General features: G+C 68.8%; 13 protein-coding genes and 2 pseudogenes. 7 read left to right on the top strand and 8 right to left on the bottom strand.

The annotated features are described in order from the left end of the window. Window positions 1-210: 210 nt before the first annotated feature. Both AUL32_RS06390 and AUL32_RS26415 read left to right on the top strand, forming a co-directional pair. A complete protein-coding gene (locus tag AUL32_RS06390; protein WP_062112789.1) occupies window positions 211-1833 on the top strand; it encodes a methyl-accepting chemotaxis protein in 1623 nt (540 codons plus the stop codon). 92 nt (window positions 1834-1925) lie between these two features. Continuing rightward, a pseudogene (locus AUL32_RS26415) lies at window positions 1926-2135 on the top strand (NUDIX domain-containing protein); the annotation flags it as partial. A gap of 263 nt (window positions 2136-2398) precedes the next feature. On the opposite strand, the gene AUL32_RS06385 reads toward AUL32_RS26415, so the two are convergent. Both AUL32_RS06385 and metH read right to left on the bottom strand, forming a co-directional pair. Next, window positions 2399-3037 carry a LysE family translocator gene (locus tag AUL32_RS06385; RefSeq protein WP_062112786.1) on the bottom strand — a complete coding sequence of 213 codons (639 nt, stop codon included), beginning with the start codon at window positions 3035-3037 and terminating at the stop codon, window positions 2399-2401. Window positions 3038-3101: 64 nt separating this feature from the next. Then, window positions 3102-6875, bottom strand: coding sequence for a methionine synthase (metH, locus tag AUL32_RS06380; RefSeq protein ID WP_062112784.1), 3774 nt, complete (start codon window positions 6873-6875; stop codon window positions 3102-3104). A gap of 293 nt (window positions 6876-7168) precedes the next feature. On the opposite strand from metH, the gene AUL32_RS06370 reads away from it, so the two are divergent. After that, the gene (locus AUL32_RS06370; protein ID WP_062112779.1) at window positions 7169-7990 is read left to right on the top strand and encodes a cyclase family protein; all 822 of its coding nucleotides are present in this window, start codon (window positions 7169-7171) and stop codon (window positions 7988-7990) included. A 168-nt stretch (window positions 7991-8158) separates the two neighbouring features. Beyond that, window positions 8159-9589, top strand: coding sequence for a dicarboxylate/amino acid:cation symporter (locus AUL32_RS06365; RefSeq protein ID WP_062112776.1), 1431 nt, complete (start codon window positions 8159-8161; stop codon window positions 9587-9589). 207 nt (window positions 9590-9796) lie between these two features. Here the strand turns inward: AUL32_RS06365 and AUL32_RS06360 are convergent, their stop codons facing one another. From AUL32_RS06360 to tkt, 3 genes are all read right to left on the bottom strand, one after another. Next, entirely contained in the window at window positions 9797-10624 is an 828-nt protein-coding gene (locus tag AUL32_RS06360; protein WP_062112773.1) for a Cof-type HAD-IIB family hydrolase, read from the bottom strand. 75 nt (window positions 10625-10699) lie between these two features. Continuing rightward, window positions 10700-11677 carry a phosphogluconate dehydrogenase (NAD(+)-dependent, decarboxylating) gene (gnd, locus tag AUL32_RS06355; RefSeq protein ID WP_062112769.1) on the bottom strand — a complete coding sequence of 326 codons (978 nt, stop codon included), beginning with the start codon at window positions 11675-11677 and terminating at the stop codon, window positions 10700-10702. A gap of 119 nt (window positions 11678-11796) precedes the next feature. After that, entirely contained in the window at window positions 11797-13896 is a 2100-nt protein-coding gene (gene tkt, locus AUL32_RS06350) for a transketolase (protein ID WP_062112766.1), read from the bottom strand. 289 nt (window positions 13897-14185) lie between these two features. On the opposite strand from tkt, the gene exbB reads away from it, so the two are divergent. Genes exbB through AUL32_RS06335 form a run of 3 tightly spaced genes read left to right on the top strand, consistent with a single transcriptional unit; the run spans window position 14186 to window position 16736 of the window. Next, window positions 14186-15310, top strand: a complete 1125-nt coding sequence (exbB, locus tag AUL32_RS06345; RefSeq protein WP_062112763.1) for a tonB-system energizer ExbB — start codon at window positions 14186-14188, stop codon at window positions 15308-15310. Window positions 15311-15315: 5 nt separating this feature from the next. After that, a complete protein-coding gene (gene exbD, locus AUL32_RS06340; protein ID WP_062112759.1) occupies window positions 15316-15771 on the top strand; it encodes a TonB system transport protein ExbD in 456 nt (151 codons plus the stop codon). Beyond that, window positions 15768-16736: an energy transducer TonB gene (locus AUL32_RS06335; RefSeq protein ID WP_062112756.1), complete on the top strand. Its 969-nt coding sequence runs from the start codon at window positions 15768-15770 to the stop codon at window positions 16734-16736. Before exbD ends, AUL32_RS06335 begins: the two co-directional genes overlap by 4 nt. Window positions 16737-16742: 6 nt before the next feature. Here the strand turns inward: AUL32_RS06335 and AUL32_RS06330 are convergent, their stop codons facing one another. From AUL32_RS06330 to AUL32_RS26410, 3 genes and pseudogenes are all read right to left on the bottom strand, one after another. Then, a complete protein-coding gene (locus AUL32_RS06330; protein ID WP_062112753.1) occupies window positions 16743-17279 on the bottom strand; it encodes a GNAT family N-acetyltransferase in 537 nt (178 codons plus the stop codon). 4 nt (window positions 17280-17283) lie between these two features. After that, complete coding sequence (locus tag AUL32_RS06325; protein ID WP_374700929.1) at window positions 17284-17838, bottom strand: helix-turn-helix domain-containing protein; 555 nt, start codon at window positions 17836-17838, stop codon at window positions 17284-17286. Between the two features lie 43 nt (window positions 17839-17881). Next, a pseudogene (locus AUL32_RS26410) lies at window positions 17882-18154 on the bottom strand (VOC family protein); the annotation flags it as partial. Window positions 18155-18264: the final 110 nt, after the last annotated feature.

Genomic DNA, 18264 nt, shown 5'->3' with positions numbered 1-18264 from the left:
AAGTCAAGCAGACTGTTGCGCAAGTGAATTTTCCGCAATGCCAGAGGCCGGCCGGGTACAGCAAGCGCTCGCGCCCGCGCTCTCGCCGGTGTTCCACGGCATGCGCGGCCGGAGTTTCAGCGTTTCGAAACCGCTCTCGGCTAAGACGGATCGTACCGCTGACTGACGGACCATCGTCATTCGAAATCCGTTGCCTCGTGGAGAACACCCATGCGCCTTAGCCTGAAGACCAAGATCGCGGCCTCGTTCGGCGCCGTTCTGTGCCTGTCCGCCGCCACGGGCGCCTTCGGCTACAAGAGCACGACGGACATCAATGCGCGGCTGGTGGACTTCGTGGCGGAGCCCTTCCAACAGACCAAGACGGTGGGCGAAATCCGCACCCGAATCGAGGAAATCCGCCGCATCCTCTGGATGACCTACGCCGCCGATCCCAAGCTTCGCCCGGTCCTGAAGGAGCAGTACACCAAGGCCTGGGCCGTGATCGGCGAGGGTCTCGGGCGACTGGGCGGCCTGTCGCTGGAGGGCGCGCCGATCCGCGAGGCGCAGACGCTGGCCGCCTCGTTCCGCACCGTGACCGACAAGGCGCTCGCGCTGGCCGAACAGGCCGATCTCGATTCGGCGGCGCCGGACACCGTCGCCCATTCGCACGAGGCCGGCGCCTATCTCAACAGCCAGTTGAAGCCCGCCGCCTTCGCGCTGGCCGAAAAGCTCGGCGTGTTGGACGCGGCGATCGATACGGCCGCCAAGGCCTCGATCACGGCGGCGGACGAAGCCTATCGGGACACCAAGCTTTCGCTTCTCACCGCGCTTCTGGCGAGCCTCGGCCTCGGGGCCGGCGCGGCGCTCTGGCTGTCGCTCTCCATCTCGCGCCGGCTCGGCCGCGCGGTGGAGCTGGCCGACAGCATCGGCGCGGGCGACATTTCGCGCCGAGAGCAGGTCCGGGGCTCCGACGAGATCGGCGATCTCCTGCGCTCCATGAACGGCATGAGCGCCAAGCTCAGCGAGATCGTCTCCAACGTTCTCACCTCGGCCGAGCAGGTGGCGACCGGCTCGCGCCAGTCGGCTGCCACGGCCGAGCAATTGTCGTCGGGCTCCACCGAGCAGGCGGCGGCCTCCGAGCAGACCTCGGCGGCGGTGGAGGAGATGACCGCCAACATTCGCCAGAACGCCGACAACGCCGTTCAGGCCGAGCGCATCGCCGCACAGTCCGCGCAAGGGGCGGAGAAAAGCCGCGTCGCCATCACCGGCTCGCTGGAAGCGATGCGCGAGATCAGCGAGAAGATCCAGATCGTGCAGGAGATCGCCCGGCAGACCGACCTTCTAGCGCTGAACGCCGCGATCGAAGCCGCCCGCGCCGGGCAGCACGGCAAGGGCTTTGCCGTGGTCGCATCGGAAGTGCGCAAGCTCGCCGAGCGCTCCCAGGCCGCCGCCGCCGACATCGGCACCCTCTCGGGCCAGACGCTCGCCGCCTCCGAGGAAGCCGGCAAGGTCTTCGACGGCCTCATGCCCGACATCCGGCGCACGGCCGACATCGTCAGCGAGATCGCCGCCGCGTGCCGCGAACAATCGATCGGCATCGAACAAATCAACCAGGCCATCGTGCAGCTCGACCAGGTGACGCAGGCCAATGCCGGCGCCGCGCTGCAGATGACCACCACGGCCGAGGCGCTGGCCGGCGAAGCCGTCAACCTCAACGACCGCGCCACCTTCTTCAAGCTGGAGCCCGGCGAGTTCGCGACCGTCGCCTCAGTCGATAGCGCGCCCGCGGCGGCCGAAGAAGCGCAGCCGTTGCCCGCGCGCGGCCGAGGGCAGGAGCGTGCGGAGGCGGCTTGAGCCCGTTCCTTGTCCGCCTCGGGGCGATCGTCGGCCGCTATCGCGCCGAGGTCGCCTCGCCGCGCGAGACTTTGGCTTTGCTGCGCTGGCAGATGGCCGAGGGCCATGCGCTGGACGATCGCGCGACCCTGCCGGGTCATGTGACGACGAGCGCCATCGTCGTCTCGCCCGATCACCGCCGCGTGCTCTTGATCGACCACATCGCCCTGGGTCGCTGGCTCCAGCCGGGCGGCCATTATGAGGCGGCCCCCTTCTTCCACGATTCGGCGGCGCGCGAAGCCGTGGAGGAAACCGGCGTCGCCGGACTCCGGCTTCATCCCTGGCACCAGGGAATGGACCTTCCCTTCGTGATCGACAGCCACGATGTTTCGGGAACCCCCGGCGCGGCGAGCCGGACCATGTCCATCACGATCTTCAATATCTCTTCCTGGCCGATCCCGATGCGCCGCTACGGGCTCAGACCGAGGAGGTGCACGCCGCCTTCTGGGAGGAGATCGCGCATCTCGGCGACGCCGCGCCGAAGGCCGCCGCCCGTCTCAAGTCCATCGGCTGAACCGCGCTGGTTTCAAGCGGCGGAGCGGCGCCAGCCGGCGGCGAGAAGGCCGGCGCCGATCATCAGCGAGCCGCCCGTCCAGTTGACCGCGCGCTGCACGCCGGGCTTGCGGATGGACTGGCGCGCCATCGAGGCCAGGAGCGCGTAGAGCGTGGCGTTCAGCGTTGCGAGTACGAGGAAGGTCGTCTCGAAGACCAGCATCTGCCCGAGCAGCGGCCGGGAGAGGTCGAGGAACTGCGGAAGAAAGGCTACGAAGAAGAGGATGCTCTTCGGGTTCAGCGCCGTCACGACATAGATGTGCAGGAAGACGCGCAAGGGGCGCTCGCTTGGGCCCTCGGTGCCGGCCGCCTCCCCCGCCCCGCCGGAGACCGGCGCGCGCCAAAGCTTGATGCCGAGATAGATGAGATAGGCGGCGCCGATCCATTTCAGGGCCGTGAACAGGGCGGCGGAGGCCGCCAGAAGCGCGCCGAGACCGAGCATCGAGGCGGTCATGGCGGTGAAGTCGCCGAGCGCGACTCCGGCCACCGTCGCCGCCGCGAGTTTGCGCCCATGGCTCAGCGCATAGGAGATGACGAGCAGGATCGTCGGGCCCGGGATCGCCAGAAGAACGGCGGACGCCGCGACGAATGCCAGCCAATGGTCCAGGGACATGCCACCCCCTCCGCTTCGGGAGAGGGTAGCAATCCACGGGCGCCGGGCTGATGCAAGCCGATTTTTAGCCGTCCACCTTTCGCGCCGGCACGTAGTTCAGCACCGGCCCGAGCCAGCGCTCCACCTCGGCCACCGCCATGCCCTTGCGGTTGGCATAGTCCTCGACCTGATCGCGCTCCACCTTGGCGACGCCGAAATAATAGCTGTCGGGATGGGCGAGGTAGAGGCCGGAGACCGAGGAGCCCGGCCACATGGCATAGCTCTCGGTCAGCACCACGCCGGTTTCGGCTTCGGCGTTCAGGAGCTTGAAAAGCGTGACCTTTTCCGTGTGGTCGGGCTGGGCGGGATAGCCCGGCGCCGGGCGGATGCCGGCATAGGGTTCGGTGACGAGATCGTCCGGCGCGAAGCGCTCGTCCGGCGCATAGGCCCAGAGTTCGCGGCGCACCATCTCGTGCATGCGCTCGGCGAAGGCTTCCGCGAAGCGATCGGCCAGCGCCTTCACCATGATGGCGGCGTAGTCGTCGTTGGCCTTGGCGAAGCGGTTGGAGATTTCCTCCTCCTCGATGCCGGCCGTCACCACGAAGCCGCCGACATAATCCGGCACGCCGGTTTCCAGCGGCGCGACGAAGTCGGCCAGCGCCACGTTGGGACGCTCGCCGCGCTTGGCGAGCTGCTGGCGCAGGGTGAAGAAGGTGGCGAGTTCCGCGTTGCGCGCCTCGTCGGTGAAGAGGCGGATGTCGTCGCCCACCGCATTGGCCGGCCAGAAGCCCACCACGGCGCGCGGGCGGAACCAGGTCTCGTCCACGATCTGGCGCAGCATGGCCTGCGCGTCCTCGAACAACTGCCGCGCCGCCGGCCCCTGCGCCTCGTCGTCGAGGATCGCGGGATAGCGGCCCTTCAGCTCCCAGGTCTGGAAGAAGGGCGTCCAGTCGATATAGCGGGCGAGATCGGCAAGGTCCCAGCTGTCATAAGTGCGCGTGCCGAGGAAGCTCGGCTTGGCGGGCCGGAAGTCCGACCAGTCGATCCGCTGCCGGTTTTCGCGCGCGCGGGCGAGCGGCAGGCGCTGCTTCTCGGCCTCGGCCTCGGCGTGCTTCTCCGCCACCTTCTCGTATTCGGCGCGGATGCCCGTGGCATAGGCCTCGCGCCCCTCGGGCGAGAGAAGGTTGGAGACGACGCCGACGGCGCGGCTGGCGTCGGTGACATAGACCGTCTGTCCCTTGCGATAGCGCGGGTCGATCTTCACCGCCGTGTGGACGCGGCTCGTCGTCGCCCCGCCGATGAGAAGCGGCACGTCGAAGCCCTCGCGCTCCATCTCGGCCGCTACATGCACCATCTCGTCCAGCGAGGGGGTGATGAGGCCGGACAGGCCGATCACGTCGACCTTCTCCGCCTTGGCGATTTCGAGGATCTTGGCGGCCGGCACCATGACGCCGAGATCGATCACCTCGTAATTGTTGCAGGCCAGAACGACGCCGACGATGTTCTTGCCGATGTCGTGGACATCGCCCTTCACCGTCGCCATCAGGATCTTGCCGGCGTTCTTGCGCTCCTCGCCGCCCGACAAGCGCTTCTCCTCCTCCATGAAGGGCAGGAGATGGGCCACGGCCTGCTTCATGACGCGGGCGGACTTCACCACCTGCGGCAGGAACATCTTGCCCGCGCCGAAGAGATCGCCGACCACGTTCATGCCGGCCATGAGCGGGCCTTCGATGACATGGAGCGGGCGCGCGGCCTGGAGGCGCGCTTCCTCCGTGTCGGCCTCGATGAACTCGGTGATGCCGTTGACGAGGGCATGGGCGAGCCGGTCCTCGACCGGCCGCTCGCGCCAGGCGAGGTCCTTGGCCTTGGCCTCCTTGCCGGCCGTGCCGCGATAGCGCTCGGCGAGATCGAGCAGCCGCTCGGTCGGGCTCTTGCCCTCGCGGCCCGGCCGGTTCAGCACCACGTCCTCGCAGGCCTCGCGCAGGTCCGCGTCGATCGTGTCGTAGACGGCGAGCTGGCCGGCATTGACGATGCCCATGTCCATGCCCGCCTGGATGGCATGGTACAGGAAGACCGCGTGCATGGCCTCGCGCACCGGCTCGTTGCCCCGGAACGAGAAGGAGAGGTTCGACACGCCGCCCGAAATATGGGCGTGCGGCAGGGTCTCACGGATCGTGCGTGTCGCCTCGATAAAGGCGACGCCGTAGCCGTCATGCTCCTCGATGCCGGTCGCGACCGCGAAGACATTGGGGTCGAAGACGATGTCCTCGGGCGGAAAGCCGTTCTCGGTCAAAAGCTTGTAGGCGCGCGAACAGATCGCGACCTTGCGCTCGAACGTGTCGGCCTGCCCGTCCTCGTCGAAGGCCATGACCACCACCGCCGCACCGTAGAGCCGGCAAAGGCGGGCGTGATGCAGGAAGGCCTCCTCGCCCTCCTTCATGGAGATGGAATTGACGATCGGCTTGCCCTGGACGCATTGCAGCCCGGCCTCGATCACTTCCCATTTGGAGCTGTCGATCATGACCGGCACGCGGGCGATGTCGGGCTCCGAGGCGACGAGATGGAGGAACTCCACCATGGCGCGCTTGGAGTCGATCAGGCCCTCGTCCATGTTGATGTCGATGACCTGCGCGCCGTTGGCCACCTGATCGCGCGCCACGTCCAGCGCGGCGGCATAGTCGCCGGCGGTGATCAGCTTGCGAAACTTGGCCGAGCCGGTGACGTTCGTGCGCTCGCCGACGTTGACGAAGGGAATGTCCTTGGTCAGCACGAAGGGCTCGAGGCCCGACAGGCGCATCAGCGGGGCGGGCTTGGGGATGGCGCGGGGCTTCAGGCCGGCGACCGCCTCGGCGATGGCGCGGATGTGCTCCGGCGTCGAGCCGCAGCAGCCACCGACGACGTTGATCAGCCCTTCCTCGGCAAAGCCGCGCACCTGTGCGGCCATGGCCTCGGGCGTCTCGTCGTACTGGCCGAATTCGTTGGGCAGGCCGGCATTGGGATAGGCGCAGACGAACGTGTCCGCGACGCCGGACATCTCGGACAGATGCGGGCGCATCGCCTCGGCGCCGAGCGCACAGTTCAGCCCGATCGTGAAGGGCTTGGCATGGCGCACCGAATGCCAGAAGGCCGTCGGCGTCTGGCCCGAGAGCGTGCGGCCGGAAAGATCGGTGATCGTGCCGGAGATCATCACCGGCAGCCAAAGGCCCTTCTCGGCAAACACCTCCTCGGCCGCGAAGATCGCCGCCTTGGCGTTCAGCGTGTCGAAGATCGTCTCGATCAGGATGATGTCGGAGCCGCCGTCCACGAGGCCTCTGACCTGCTCGGCATAGGCGACGCGCAGATCGTCGAAGGAAACGGCGCGGTAGCCGGGATTGTTCACGTCCGGCGAGATCGAGGCGGTGCGGTTGGTCGGGCCGATGGCGCCGGCGACGAAGCGGCGGCGTCCGTCCGCCTCCTCAGCGCGCAGGGCGGCACGGCGGGCGACGGCCGCGCCCTCGCGGTTGAGGTCGTAGACCACCGCTTCCATTGCGTAGTCGGCCTGCGCGATCGTCGTGCCGGAGAACGTGTTGGTCTCGACGATGTCCGCCCCGGCCATGAGATAGGCGAAGTGGATATCCTCGATGGCTTTTGGCTGGGTCAGCACCAGAAGGTCGTTGTTGCCCTTCAGATGACAGGCGCAGTTCTGGAACAGGTCGCCCCGGAAATGCTCCTCCTCCAGCCCCAGGCCCTGGATCTGCGTGCCCATGGCGCCGTCGAGGATCAGGATGCGCTCGGAAGCCGCCCGGCGCAGCGCGGTTCCCACATCCTCGCGCGGGGCGGCGGGGCGGGCGGCGAAGAGCGTGTCGGACGCGGAACTCATGGGGCACCTAACGGCAGGACTTGAACGGGTCGGCGTTCCGGCCATCAGGGGGCCGAACCATATAAGGACATCCTTATATGGTTTCGCAAGGCTTGGCGAGACACGGGTTTTCCACGGTCCCGACGGAGGCGAATGCGCCCGGCTTGCCAGGGGGCGCGCGCTCGGCCAAGCTTTGCGCTCGGCCAAGCTTGGCCTTGGCCCCGCTTCGCCCTCGGCCCTTGCCGGGCGGCGGTTCGCTGGAGGCCGGATGCGCCTTCGCCAGGATGGAATTTTCGGAAAGCGGGAGTTCGAGCATGTGCCATGCCTGCGTCATCGACAGCGTCAAGCATTCCATGCTGTCGCGCCGGTCCTTCTTCACGGCGGCCTCCGCTTCTGCGGGCGCGGCGGTCGTGGCCCCTCTCGCCATGGCCCGCCCGGCCCTGGCCGAGGTCACCCACGGCGGGCGGGTCGTGGATCTCACCCATGCCTATGACAGCGCCTTTCCGACCTTCGACGGCGTGCCGGGCATCACGCAGGAGGAGGCGGCGAATTTCGACAAGAGCGGCTACCAGCTCTACAAGCTGACGATCTTCGAGCACACCGGCACCCATATCGACGCGCCGCTCCATTTCAGCCGCGACGGGTTGAGCGTCGACGAGCTGGAGCCCTCGCGCCTCGTCTGCCCGCTCTGCATCGTCGACATCACGGCCAAGGCCAAGGACGATCCGAACGCCACGCTGGAGGCCGAGGACATCGAGCGCTTCGTCTCCGCCCATGGAGAGATTCCGGCCGGGGCCTGCGTCGCGCTGCGCTCGGGCTGGGCCGCCAAGCTCGGCACGCCGGCCTTCCGCAACGACGCGGCGGGGAATTTCGCCTTTCCCGGCTTCGCCAAGAGCGCGACCGATCTTCTGGCCGAGCGGGATGTCAGCGCCATCGGCGTCGACACGCTGTCGCTCGATCCCGGCAATTCGGCCGACTTCGCCGTCCACTCGTCCTGGCTGCCGAGCGGGCGCTACGGGATCGAGGGGCTGGCCAATCTGGAAGCCCTTCCCGTGACCGGCGCCACGATCGTCGTCGGCGCGCCCAAGCACAAGGGCGGCACAGGTGGTCCAGCGCGGGTGCTGGCGTTGGTCTAGCTCCGGCTAATGCTCCGAAACAGCCCTTCTGAGGAATGGTTTTCTCCGCGCGGGGCCGTGCGCGCAATCCACCGTCTCGGCGACTCTCCTGCACCCGCCTAGATAGAAGGCAAGACAGAACGAAGGCGCCCGGCCCTCCAGTGGCGGGCGCCGATCAGGACCTTGCCCATGGCCCCTCCCCGCTCCGCACCTTCTCGCTCCACACGTCGCCCCGCCCCTGGACGCCCCGTCTCGGCCGCCCCCAGGCCTCCCAAGCCGTTCTATCGCTCCTTCGGATTCCAGGTTCTCGTCGCGCTGGTGATCGGCCTCGCGCTCGGGCTCCTCGCCCGCGAGATGGGGCCGGCCCCTTCGGGCGGGCCGAACTGGCTGGTGCAGACGCTGGCGACCGTCGGCTCCTCCTTCGTTTCGCTTCTGCGCACCGTCGTGCCGGTGCTGATCTTCACCGCCATCGTCGCCTCGATCGCCAATCTGCGGGAGTTGAACAACGCCGCGCGGCTGGTCTGGCAGACGCTTCTCTGGTTCGCCGTGACGGCGCTGATCGCGGTTCTGATCGGCATCGCGCTCGGCCTCGTGCTGCAGCCGGGCCTTAACACCTCGGTGACGCAGGCCGCCGCCCATGCGCCTTCGCGCTCGGGCTCATGGCTCGACTTCCTGACCGGGCTCATTCCCTCCAACATTCTCGGCCTGCAAGCCTCCACCAGCCTGAAGGACGGCGCGGCGACGACGAGCCTCAACTTCAACGTCCTGCAGATCCTCGTCATCTCCATCGCGGTCGGCGTCGCCGCGCTGAAGGTCGGCGAGGCCGCCGAGCCCTTCCTCGCCTTCAACCGATCCTTCCTGCAAATCGTGCACAAGGTGCTCTGGTGGATCATCCGCTTGACGCCGATCGCCACCGTCGGCCTGCTCGGCAACGCGGTCGCGGTCTATGGCTGGACGACGCTGGCACAGCTCGGCACCTATGCGGTCGCGATCTATCTCGGCCTCGCCCTGGTGCTCCTCGTGGTCTACCCCGCGCTGCTTCTGGCGCATGGGCTCAGCCCCGTGCGCTTCTTCCAGAGCGCCTGGCCGGCCATCCAGTTCGCCTTCGTGTCGCGCTCCTCCATCGGCACGCTGCCGATCACCGAGCGCGTCACGGAAAAGGGCCTCGGCGTGCCGCGCGAATATGCCAGCTTCGCCGTGCCGCTCGGCGCCACCACCAAGATGGACGGCTGCGCCTCGATCTATCCCGCCATCTCGGCGATCTTCGTGGCGCAATTCTTCGGCCTGCAACTCGGGCTTACCGAATATGTGCTGATCGTCTTCGTGGCCGTGGTCGGCTCGGCCGCGACGGCGGGCCTTACCGGCGCCACCGTCATGCTGACGCTGACGCTCTCCACGCTCGGCCTGCCGCTGGAAGGCGTCGGCCTGCTGCTCGCTATCGACCCCATCCTCGACATGGGCCGCACGGCGGTCAACGTCGCCGGACAGGCGCTGGTGCCGACGATCGTCGCCAAGCGGCAGGGCATGCTGGATGAGGCGGTCTACAACCGGATCGGCGACATCGACGCGCTGGATGCCGGACCGGAGCCGCTGGGCGCAAAACGCGTCCCGGCCGAATAAGAGCGCCTAACAAAAACTCTGGGCGGAGGATGGTCGAGGGATTTTCGTCCGGGGACGAGGAGCGAAGCGCAGTCGATGCCGGCGGCATCGGCGAGCATTCGCAACGACGTGCACGGCGAAAAGACCCGACCAGCTGACCCCACGAGGCCTTGTTAGGTGCTCTAAGACCAGAAACGAAGAAGGGCGCCCCGAGCGCCCTTTTTTACGTCAAGAACGAGCGGCGATCAGTTGATCGAGAAACGCGGCCACGCCGTCCGCCTCGTTCGTGTCCGTCACATGCCGGGCGGCGCGGCGAACCTCGTCCGGCGCCTGCCCCATGGCGACCGAAAGGCCGACAGGCCCGAACATCGGCACGTCGTTGGGCATGTCCCCGATCGCGGCCGTCTCGCTCATGGGAATGCCGGCCGCCCCGGCCAGCGCCTTGACGCCCGCGCCCTTGTTGGCGACCGCCGTGGTCACGTCGAGAAAATAGGGCTGCGAGCGCACGACATTGGCGCTTGTGCCCAGCGCCTGCCCGATCTCGCGCTCCATCCGGGCGATCAGCGCGTGGTCGTCGCTGACGCCGACGACCTTGTCGGCGCGCGGAAGCCAGGTCTCGAAATCGGGCGCGATGGTCGGCTCCTGCCGCGCGGCGCGGCGCTCCAGATCACTGTGCGGCGAGTGGTCGTCGCGCGCGATCCAGAGCCCGTCGGCGAAAAGCCAGACCGGCACCTCGGCCTCGTCCAGAAGGGCGATGGCGCGGCGCGCGTCGTTTTCCTCCAGGCGATGCGCCTCGACGATCCGCCCGCCCGGCTCGAACAAGGTGCCGCCGTTGAAGGCGCCGACCGCGCCGGTGAGGCCCAGTCGATCCACGAGTTCGCCGAGGCCGCTCGGCGGGCGGGCGCTGATCAGCGTGAAGGCGATCCCCGCCTGCCCGGCGCGGCGCACGGCCTCCATTGTGCGCTCCGACAGCGTCTTGTCGTTGCGCACCAGCGTCCCGTCGATATCGGACACGACGAGGCGGATGGAGGCGGCGAGAGCCGGATCAAGGGTCATGGGAGCCTTTGTGCGGGGGATGGGCGCGGAAGGAAGGAGGGGCGCGGCAAGGAGAGCCGCGCCCGAGATCGGTTGCTACTGCGGGATTTCGACGTGGCCGCCGAAGCCGAAGCGCATGGCGGACAGCATCTTGTCGCCGAAGGTCGCGTCCTGACGCGAGCGATAGCGGGCATAGAGCGCGGCGGACAGGACGTTGACCGGCACCGCCTCTTCCATCGCCGCTTCCAGGGTCCAGCGCCCTTCGCCGCTATCGGCGACATGGCCGGAGAAGCGGGCGAGGTCCTTGTCGCCCGCCAGCGCGATGGCGGTGAGGTCGAGCAGCCAGGAGGAGATCACCGAGCCGCGCCGCCAGACTTCCGCGATGTCGGGCATGTTCAGGTCGAACCGCTCGTCCTCGGGAAGCTGGGGCGAGTTCTTGGACTTCAGGATGTCGAAGCCCTCGGCATAGGCCTGCATCAGGCCGTACTCGATGCCGTTGTGGACCATCTTGACGAAATGGCCCGCACCTGCCGGGCCGGCATGGATATAGCCGCGCTCGGCGCGATCGTCCGGCGCGTTGCGCCCATGGGTGCGCTCGATGTCGCCATAGCCCGGCGCCAGCGCGTCGAACACGGGGTCGAGATCGCGCACCGTGTCCTCCGGGCCGCCGATCATCATGCAATAGCCGCGCTCCAGGCCCCAGACGCCGCCCGAGGTGCCGACATCGACATAGCGGATGCCGTGCGGCGCCAGTTCCTTGGAGCGGCGCATGTCGTCCTTGTAGAACGTGTTGCCGCCGTCGATGATGACGTCGCCCTCGCCGCAGAGCGGGGTGAGGTCGCGGATCGTCGCCTCGGTCGGCTCGCCGGCCGGCAGCATGACCCAGAAGACGCGGCGCCCGCTAAAGCGCCCAGCCAACTCCTCCAGCGAAGCGGCGCCCGTCGCCCCGTCGCCGGACAGGGCCGAGACGGCCTCGGCGTTGCGGTCGAACACCAGGGCCTCGTGGCCGTGCTTCATCAGGCGGCGGGCGATATTGCCGCCCATTCGGCCAAGGCCGATGATCGCGATCTGCATGGAACTCTCTTCGACATCAGGGTTGCTTGGGAAGTCCCGGCCGCCCTCCCCTTCGGCCGAAGCTCTGTGGCTCCCTCCGCCCGGCGCGCTGAAAGGCGCCGGGCGGAGGGAGCGGATGGTCAGCTCTTGCGGGCTTCGATCTGCTCGCGCGCCTTCGCCACGACCGCATCCGGCGTGAAGCCGAACTTCTCCTGCAGCTTGGCGAGCGGCGCGGAGGCGCCGAAGGTCGACATCGTGACCTTGGCGCCCTTGGCGCCGACATAGCGGTCCCAGCCCATGGAGCCGGCCTGCTCCACGACGACGCGGGCCATGACGTCCGGCGGCAGCACGCTGTCGCGATAGCTGTCGTCCTGCTTCTCGTAGAGCTCCCAGGAGGGCAGCGACACGACGCGCGCCTTGACGCCCTCGGCCACCAGCTTCTCGTAGGCGGCAAGGCAGAGCGAAACCTCCGAGCCCGTGCCGATCAGGATCACGTCGGGCGTCTCGCCGGGGTCGCCGGCGAGGACATATCCGCCGCGCTTCAAGCCAGAGGCCGGGGCGTATTTCGTGCGGTCGAGCGTCGGCAGCGGCTGGCGGGACAGGATCAGCGCGGTCGGCTCGTGCGTCTGCTCCATGGCGATGCGCCAGGCTTCTGCCGTCTCGTTGGCGTCGCAGGGGCGGATCGTGTTGAGGCCGGGAATGGCGCGCAGGCTCGCCAGATGCTCGATCGGCTGGTGGGTCGGCCCGTCCTCGCCGACGCCGATCGAATCATGGGTGAAGACCCAGACCACGGGAATTTCCATGATCGCCGACAGGCGCACCGGCGCGCGCATATAATCGGAAAAGACCAGGAAGGTGGAGGCGTAGGGCCGAACGTAAGTCAGCGCCATGCCGTTGGCGATCGAGCCCATCGCATGTTCGCGAATGCCGAAATGCAGGTTGCGACCGGCGTAATTGTCGCTTTCGAACGAGCCCGCGCCCTCGAAGCCGAGCTTGGTCTTGTTGGAGGGGGCAAGGTCGGCCGAGCCGCCGATGAGATAGGGCACCTTCTCGGCGATGGCGTTCAGCACTTTGCCGCCGGAATCGCGCGTGGCGAGGCCCTTGGCGTCCGGCTCGAAGCTCGGGATCGATCCGTCCCAGCCGGCGACGAGCTTGCCCGAGCGCATGGCGTCGATCTCCGCGGCGAGTTCGGGATAGGCGGCGCGATAGCGCGCGAAGGCCGCTTCCCATTCCTCACGGGCCGGGCGGCCGCGCCCCTCGACGGCGGCGCGGAAGCTTTTGGCCGCCGCGTCCGGCACGAGGAAGTCCTTGTCCTCCGGCCAGCCGTAGAAGCGCTTGGCGCCCTTCACGTCGTCGGCGTCGAAGGCCTCGCCATGGGCCGAGGCCGTACCCTGCTGCTTCTGCAGGCCGTAGCCGATCACCGTGTCGACCACGATCAGCGTCGGCCGGTCGTCCGTCTGCCGGAACTCGGCGACGGCCTTCTCGATGGCGGCGAGATCGTTGCCGTCCGCGACATGCAGCGTCTTCCAGCCATAGCCCCGGAAGCGCTCGGCGACATCCTCGGAAAAGGCGAGGCTGGTGAAGCCTTCGATCGACACCTTGTTGTTGTCGTAGATCCAGCAGAGGTTGGAGAGCTTGAGGTGGCCGGCGATCGAGGCCGCCTCGGAGGACACGCCCTCCATCATGTCGCCGTCGCCGCACAGGACGATGACGTCGTGGTCGAAGACCTTCGCTTCCGGCTTGTTATAGCGCGCGGCGAGCCAGCGCTCGGCCAGCGCCATGCCGACCGAATTGCCGCAGCCCTGGCCAAGCGGGCCGGTCGTGGTCTCGACGCCCGTGGTCATCCGATATTCCGGGTGGCCCGGCGTCTTGGAGGAGAGCTGGCGAAACTGCTTGATGTCGTCGAGCGAGACGGCGGGCTTGCCGGTCTTGCGGCCATCGGCGTCGATCTCCTCGACGCCGGCCAGATGCAGAACGGAGTAGAGCAGCATGGAGCCGTGGCCGACCGAGAGCACGAACCGGTCGCGATTGGGCCAGTCGGGCGCGGTCGGGTCGTAGCGCAGAAACTGCGTCCACAGCGAATAGGCGACCGGCGCAAGGCCGAGCGGCGCGCCGACATGGCCGGAATGGGCCTTCAGAACCGCGTCCATCGACAGGGTGCGGATCGTGTCGATCACCAGTTGGGGCGAGCCGTTCTCGCCGGTGCGGGTCTCGGACGGGGTTTTGGGCAGGGCGCTCATGGGCGAAATCCTTCGTCGTTCGGGACGAAACGTTTCCACGGCGAATTCGGCTGCTTCCTCCTGAAAGGCGACAACCGGCAGGCCGGAAACTCGTGGCCTGAGATGGAGCGCGAAGGCCGCGCGTCGATGGGCGGCAACGCGAAAATCCGTGCGCAAAAAGGGGCTTGATGCGGGGACGGCGCTTGCCTAATGAAAACATGACATATGAAATCATGTATTGGCGCTTGCGCGACGGCTTCTCCCGGCTTCGTCGCCGCGCCCCCGCTTCAACAGACCGGAAGGCCCCGCCATGATCGGACCTCGACACACCGCGACGCCGGCGATGGCCGCCGCGAAAACGAGCCGACGCCTCGCCGCCCCAGCCCTTCTCGCCACGCTGCTGATGATGGCGCCCGCCCTGGCGCAGGACGGCGCCTCCCCAGCGCCGACCACTGCAACGCCCGCAGCCGGCGGCACGCCGAGCGCGCTCCCCGCTGCATCTTCCTCCCCCGCGCCTGCCGCCCCCGCATCGACCTCGCCTGCGCCCGGCCCTTCGGCGGCCCCGGCGGCGCCCGCAACCGCGCCAGTGCAATCCGCGCCCATGACGCCGGCACCCGAAGCGTCCGCCCCCGCCTCTCCGGCGGCCGAGGCCGGCGGGCAGACGACGCTGCCGGCCTTCGTCAGCGAAAACGAGGGCACGCTGCCGGCGGAACCCGCCAATGCCACGGGCCACGACCTGTCCCCCTGGGGCATGTTCATGGCGGCCGACATCGTGGTGAAGGCGGTCATGTCCGGCCTCGCCTTCGCCTCCGTCGTCACCTGGACGATCTGGCTCGCCAAGGTCCTGGAACTGATCGGCGCGCGTCGCCGGGCCCAGTCGGGCGTCCGGCGCCTTGCCGAGGTCAGCGGCCTGCCGCAGGGCGAGGGCGTCGAGGCCGCCGGCTGGCGCGGCGGCCCGGTGGCGGCCATGGTGCGCACGGCGAGCGCCGAGCGCGAGCGCTCGGCCGGCCTGCCCTCCGAGGGCGTGAAGGAGCGTGTCGCCACCGCGCTGCAGCGCATCGAGGCGCGCGCCGGCCGGCGCATGGCGCGCGGCACGGGCCTTCTCGCCACGATCGGCTCAACCGCGCCCTTCGTCGGCCTGTTCGGCACCGTCTGGGGCATCATGAATTCGTTCATTGGCATCTCGAAGGCCAACACGACCAATCTCGCCGTGGTGGCGCCGGGCATCGCGGAGGCGCTGCTCGCCACTGCGATCGGCCTCGTGGCGGCCATTCCCGCCGTCATCATCTACAATGTCTTCGCCAGGGCCATCGCCGGCTACAAGGCGGTGCTGGCCGATGCCTCGGCCGGCGTTCTCCAGCACCTCTCGCGCGATCTCGACCGCGCCAAGGCGGGGGCCACGCTGCGCGGCCCGGCCCGCATGGCGGCGGAGTAAGCGGCATGGGGGTCAGCCTTCGCTCCGGCGACGACGACGACACCGGCGAAGTCGCCGACATCAACGTCACGCCCTTCATCGACGTCGTCCTAGTTCTGCTCATCATCTTCATGGTGGCCGCGCCGCTTTCCACGGTGGACGTGCAGGTGGACCTGCCAGTTTCCAACGCGCAGCCGCAGGAGCGGCCGGACGAGCCGCTCTTCCTCACCGTGTCGAACGATCTCGACCTCGTCATGGGCGAAGCGCCGGTGGAGCGCGGCGCTCTCCAGGCCGCGCTGGACGCCAAGACCGGGGGCAAGCGCGACGAGCGCATCTTCCTGCGCGCCGACGAGAAGGTGGCCTATGGCGACCTGATGGAGGTGATGAACCTCCTGCGCACGGCGGGCTATCTCAAGATCGCGCTGGTGGGGCTGGAATCGGCCCCCGCCCCGAGCGAAGCGGCGCCCGCTCTCCAGCCATGACCCTCGTTTACGACAAGACAGCGGAGCGCGGCGGCTCGCTGCTCGGCGCGATGCGCTGGGGCACGGCCGCCCTTGCCGTCGCCGCGCTACACGCGGGCGCGGCCTTCTACGTTTCCAACATGCCCGCGCCGGAAGCGCCCCCGCAGGGCACGCCCGAGGCAGCCGTGCTGATCGACCTCGCGCCGCCCGCCCCGCCGCCGAGCGCGCCGGCCGTCGAGGCGCCGCCGGTCGAAGCGCCGCCCGAGGCGGTGCCGCCGGAGCCCCAGCCAGAGCCGACACCCGAGCCGGTTCCGCCGCCGCCCGAGCCGGTGGCCCCGCCGCCCGAACCCGCGCCCCCCGAGCCGCCGCCCCCGGAGCCCGTGGCCGAGCCGGAGCCTCCTCCGCCTGAGCCGATCCCGGAACCCGAGACTTTGCCCGAACCGCCTCCGCCGGAGCCGGTGGTAACGCCCGAGGTGCCGAAGATGGAAGCGCCGCCGGAGGTCGCCGAGCGCGCGCCCGTACCGCTGCCGCGCCCGACGCCCCCTCGCCCGCGCGTGGCCGAAAAGCCGCCCGAGCGCCCGACGCCGCCCAAGCCACGCCGGGAGCGCCCGCGCGAGGAGGCGCGTCCGCGCACGCCGCCGCGCGCCGCGCCGCCGCCCTCCCGCGCCTCGCAGGCGTCCAGCGCTCCCACGACGCAAGGGGCAGCAGTGTCCTCGTCCGCGGTGGCGCGCTGGAAGTCGCAGGTTCAGTCGCGCCTCAACCGCTTCAAGCGCACGCCGCCCGGCGGCGCAGTGGGTATGCCGAGCGTGACCTTCACCATCGGCCCATCGGGCGCCGCGTCCAACATCCGCATCGCGCGGTCCTCGGGCAATCCTATCCTGGATCAGGCGGCGCTCGATCTCGTGCGCCGAGCCAGCCCCTTTCCAGCGCCGCCCTCCGGAGAAAGCGTGTCGATCCCGCCGTTTGCGATCAACTACAAGCGGTAGGCGCCCTCAGGGATGGTCCGGCAGCGGCGCGATCTGCTTCCATAACAGAACCGTGCCGGTCAGCCCGCCCTGCGGCTTGAAGGCGTAATGCGGGATCAGGCCAGCCCGGACATAGCCGAGGCGCTCGTAGAGCGAGGCGGCCCCCTCCTCCTCGGCGGTGTCGAGAACGAGAAGGCTCTTGCCGCGCTCGCGCGCCAGGGCTTCGGCCGCCGCCATCAGGGTGCTGGCAATGCCCCGGCCGCGATGCGAGACGGCGGTCATCAGCTTGCCGATCTCGCCGCGATGCGGCTGGTTCGGCGGCAGCGCGAGAAACACCGTCACCGTGCCGACGATCCGCTCCCCGTCGAAAGCGCCGAGCACTATGCGCTCGCCGCTTGCCGCCGCCGCCAGCGCGCCGGTCCAGAACGCCTTGGCCCGCCCCTCGTCCAGCGGATGGAGAAAGCTGACCGACCCGCCGCTCGCCACCGTCTCGATCAGGAGATCGGACAGGTCGTTGAGCGACCGGGGCGAGGCGTCCACGGGGCGGATCACGGCATCGGGCATAGCTTCAACTCCTTGTGAGGGCGACGAGATAGAAGCAGGGGGCGTCGCTCTCGTTGGAGAAGGTGACCTCGCCCGGCGCGCCGAAGCCGAGGCAATCGCCCGGGCCGAGATCGAACAGCTCGCCCCCTTCCGAAAGGCGCAGCCGCCCTTGCGTGACGCGCACGACCTGCCGGATGCGGCTGTAGGAAGAGGCGGGCAGCACCACACGCCCGCCGGGCGGCAACTCGACATCGACGATCTCGACGGGATGCCAGGACCGGGCGAAGGCTTGGCGCCGCCGATAGCCGGTTTCCGGATCGGTCCACCAACACTGGTCCCCGCTCCTCTGAAGACGCGCCTCGTCGCCTTCGGCCCGAACGAGCAGGCCCGCCAGCGTCAGCCCGAAGGCCTCGGCCAGCCGCACCAGCACGCCGGCCGTCGGGCTCACTTCGCCGCGCTCGATCTTGCTGATCGCCGCCTTCGACACGTCCGAGCGCGCGGCCAATTCGCTCAGCGACCACCCCCGCGCCTCCCGCTCGCGCCGGATATGCTGCGCCAGCCGCCGCTCCGAATCATCCACTAAAATATCCATTCGTCTTTTTTAAGAGACGAACGCTCTTTCGTCAAACGACGTCCAGCAGAGGCCCCACCGCGACGAACTCAACCTTGGTCCGGTCGGGGTCCTCGACGAAGAGCGCATAATAGTCCTCGCCGCCATTCGCGAAGGGATAGCAATCGTCGTAGAGACAGAGGATGCCCCGCGCCTCGCAATGAGCCCATAAGGCATCGACGGCCGCCCGGCTGTCGAGCGTGAAAGCGAGATGGTTTAGCCCGACGCCCGCGCGGTGATAGGGGCGATCGGCATGGTCCGGCCGGACCTGAACGAACGTGAGATAGGCGTCCTGCCCGTTGGCGAGCGTGAAGCCTTCGCCCTAGCATGACAGACCCTGCCGAGAGACCACGGTTCGCCCAGTTCGATCAGTCCCCGACGCGCTCTTGCCGCGGG

The organism is Aureimonas sp. AU40 (assembly GCF_001463785.1).
Lineage (GTDB): Bacteria > Pseudomonadota > Alphaproteobacteria > Rhizobiales > Rhizobiaceae > Aureimonas.
The sequence above is the reverse complement of the archived record's forward strand: the minus strand, read 5'-3'. Positions and strand labels throughout refer to the sequence as shown.

Bases quoted from the DNA above. Each gene is read 5' to 3' on its own strand.
- AUL32_RS06390 (WP_062112789.1), top strand. From the start codon at position 211: ATGCGCCTTAGCCTGAAGACCAAGATCGCGGCCTCGTTCGGCGCCGTT.
- AUL32_RS06385 (WP_062112786.1), bottom strand. From the start codon at position 3,037: ATGTCCCTGGACCATTGGCTGGCATTCGTCGCGGCGTCCGCCGTTCTT.
- metH (WP_062112784.1), bottom strand. From the start codon at position 6,875: ATGAGTTCCGCGTCCGACACGCTCTTCGCCGCCCGCCCCGCCGCCCCG.
- AUL32_RS06370 (WP_062112779.1), top strand. From the start codon at position 7,169: ATGTGCCATGCCTGCGTCATCGACAGCGTCAAGCATTCCATGCTGTCG.
- AUL32_RS06365 (WP_062112776.1), top strand. From the start codon at position 8,159: ATGGCCCCTCCCCGCTCCGCACCTTCTCGCTCCACACGTCGCCCCGCC.
- AUL32_RS06360 (WP_062112773.1), bottom strand. From the start codon at position 10,624: ATGACCCTTGATCCGGCTCTCGCCGCCTCCATCCGCCTCGTCGTGTCC.
- gnd (WP_062112769.1), bottom strand. From the start codon at position 11,677: ATGCAGATCGCGATCATCGGCCTTGGCCGAATGGGCGGCAATATCGCC.
- tkt (WP_062112766.1), bottom strand. From the start codon at position 13,896: ATGAGCGCCCTGCCCAAAACCCCGTCCGAGACCCGCACCGGCGAGAAC.
- exbB (WP_062112763.1), top strand. From the start codon at position 14,186: ATGATCGGACCTCGACACACCGCGACGCCGGCGATGGCCGCCGCGAAA.
- exbD (WP_062112759.1), top strand. From the start codon at position 15,316: ATGGGGGTCAGCCTTCGCTCCGGCGACGACGACGACACCGGCGAAGTC.
- AUL32_RS06335 (WP_062112756.1), top strand. From the start codon at position 15,768: ATGACCCTCGTTTACGACAAGACAGCGGAGCGCGGCGGCTCGCTGCTC.
- AUL32_RS06330 (WP_062112753.1), bottom strand. From the start codon at position 17,279: ATGCCCGATGCCGTGATCCGCCCCGTGGACGCCTCGCCCCGGTCGCTC.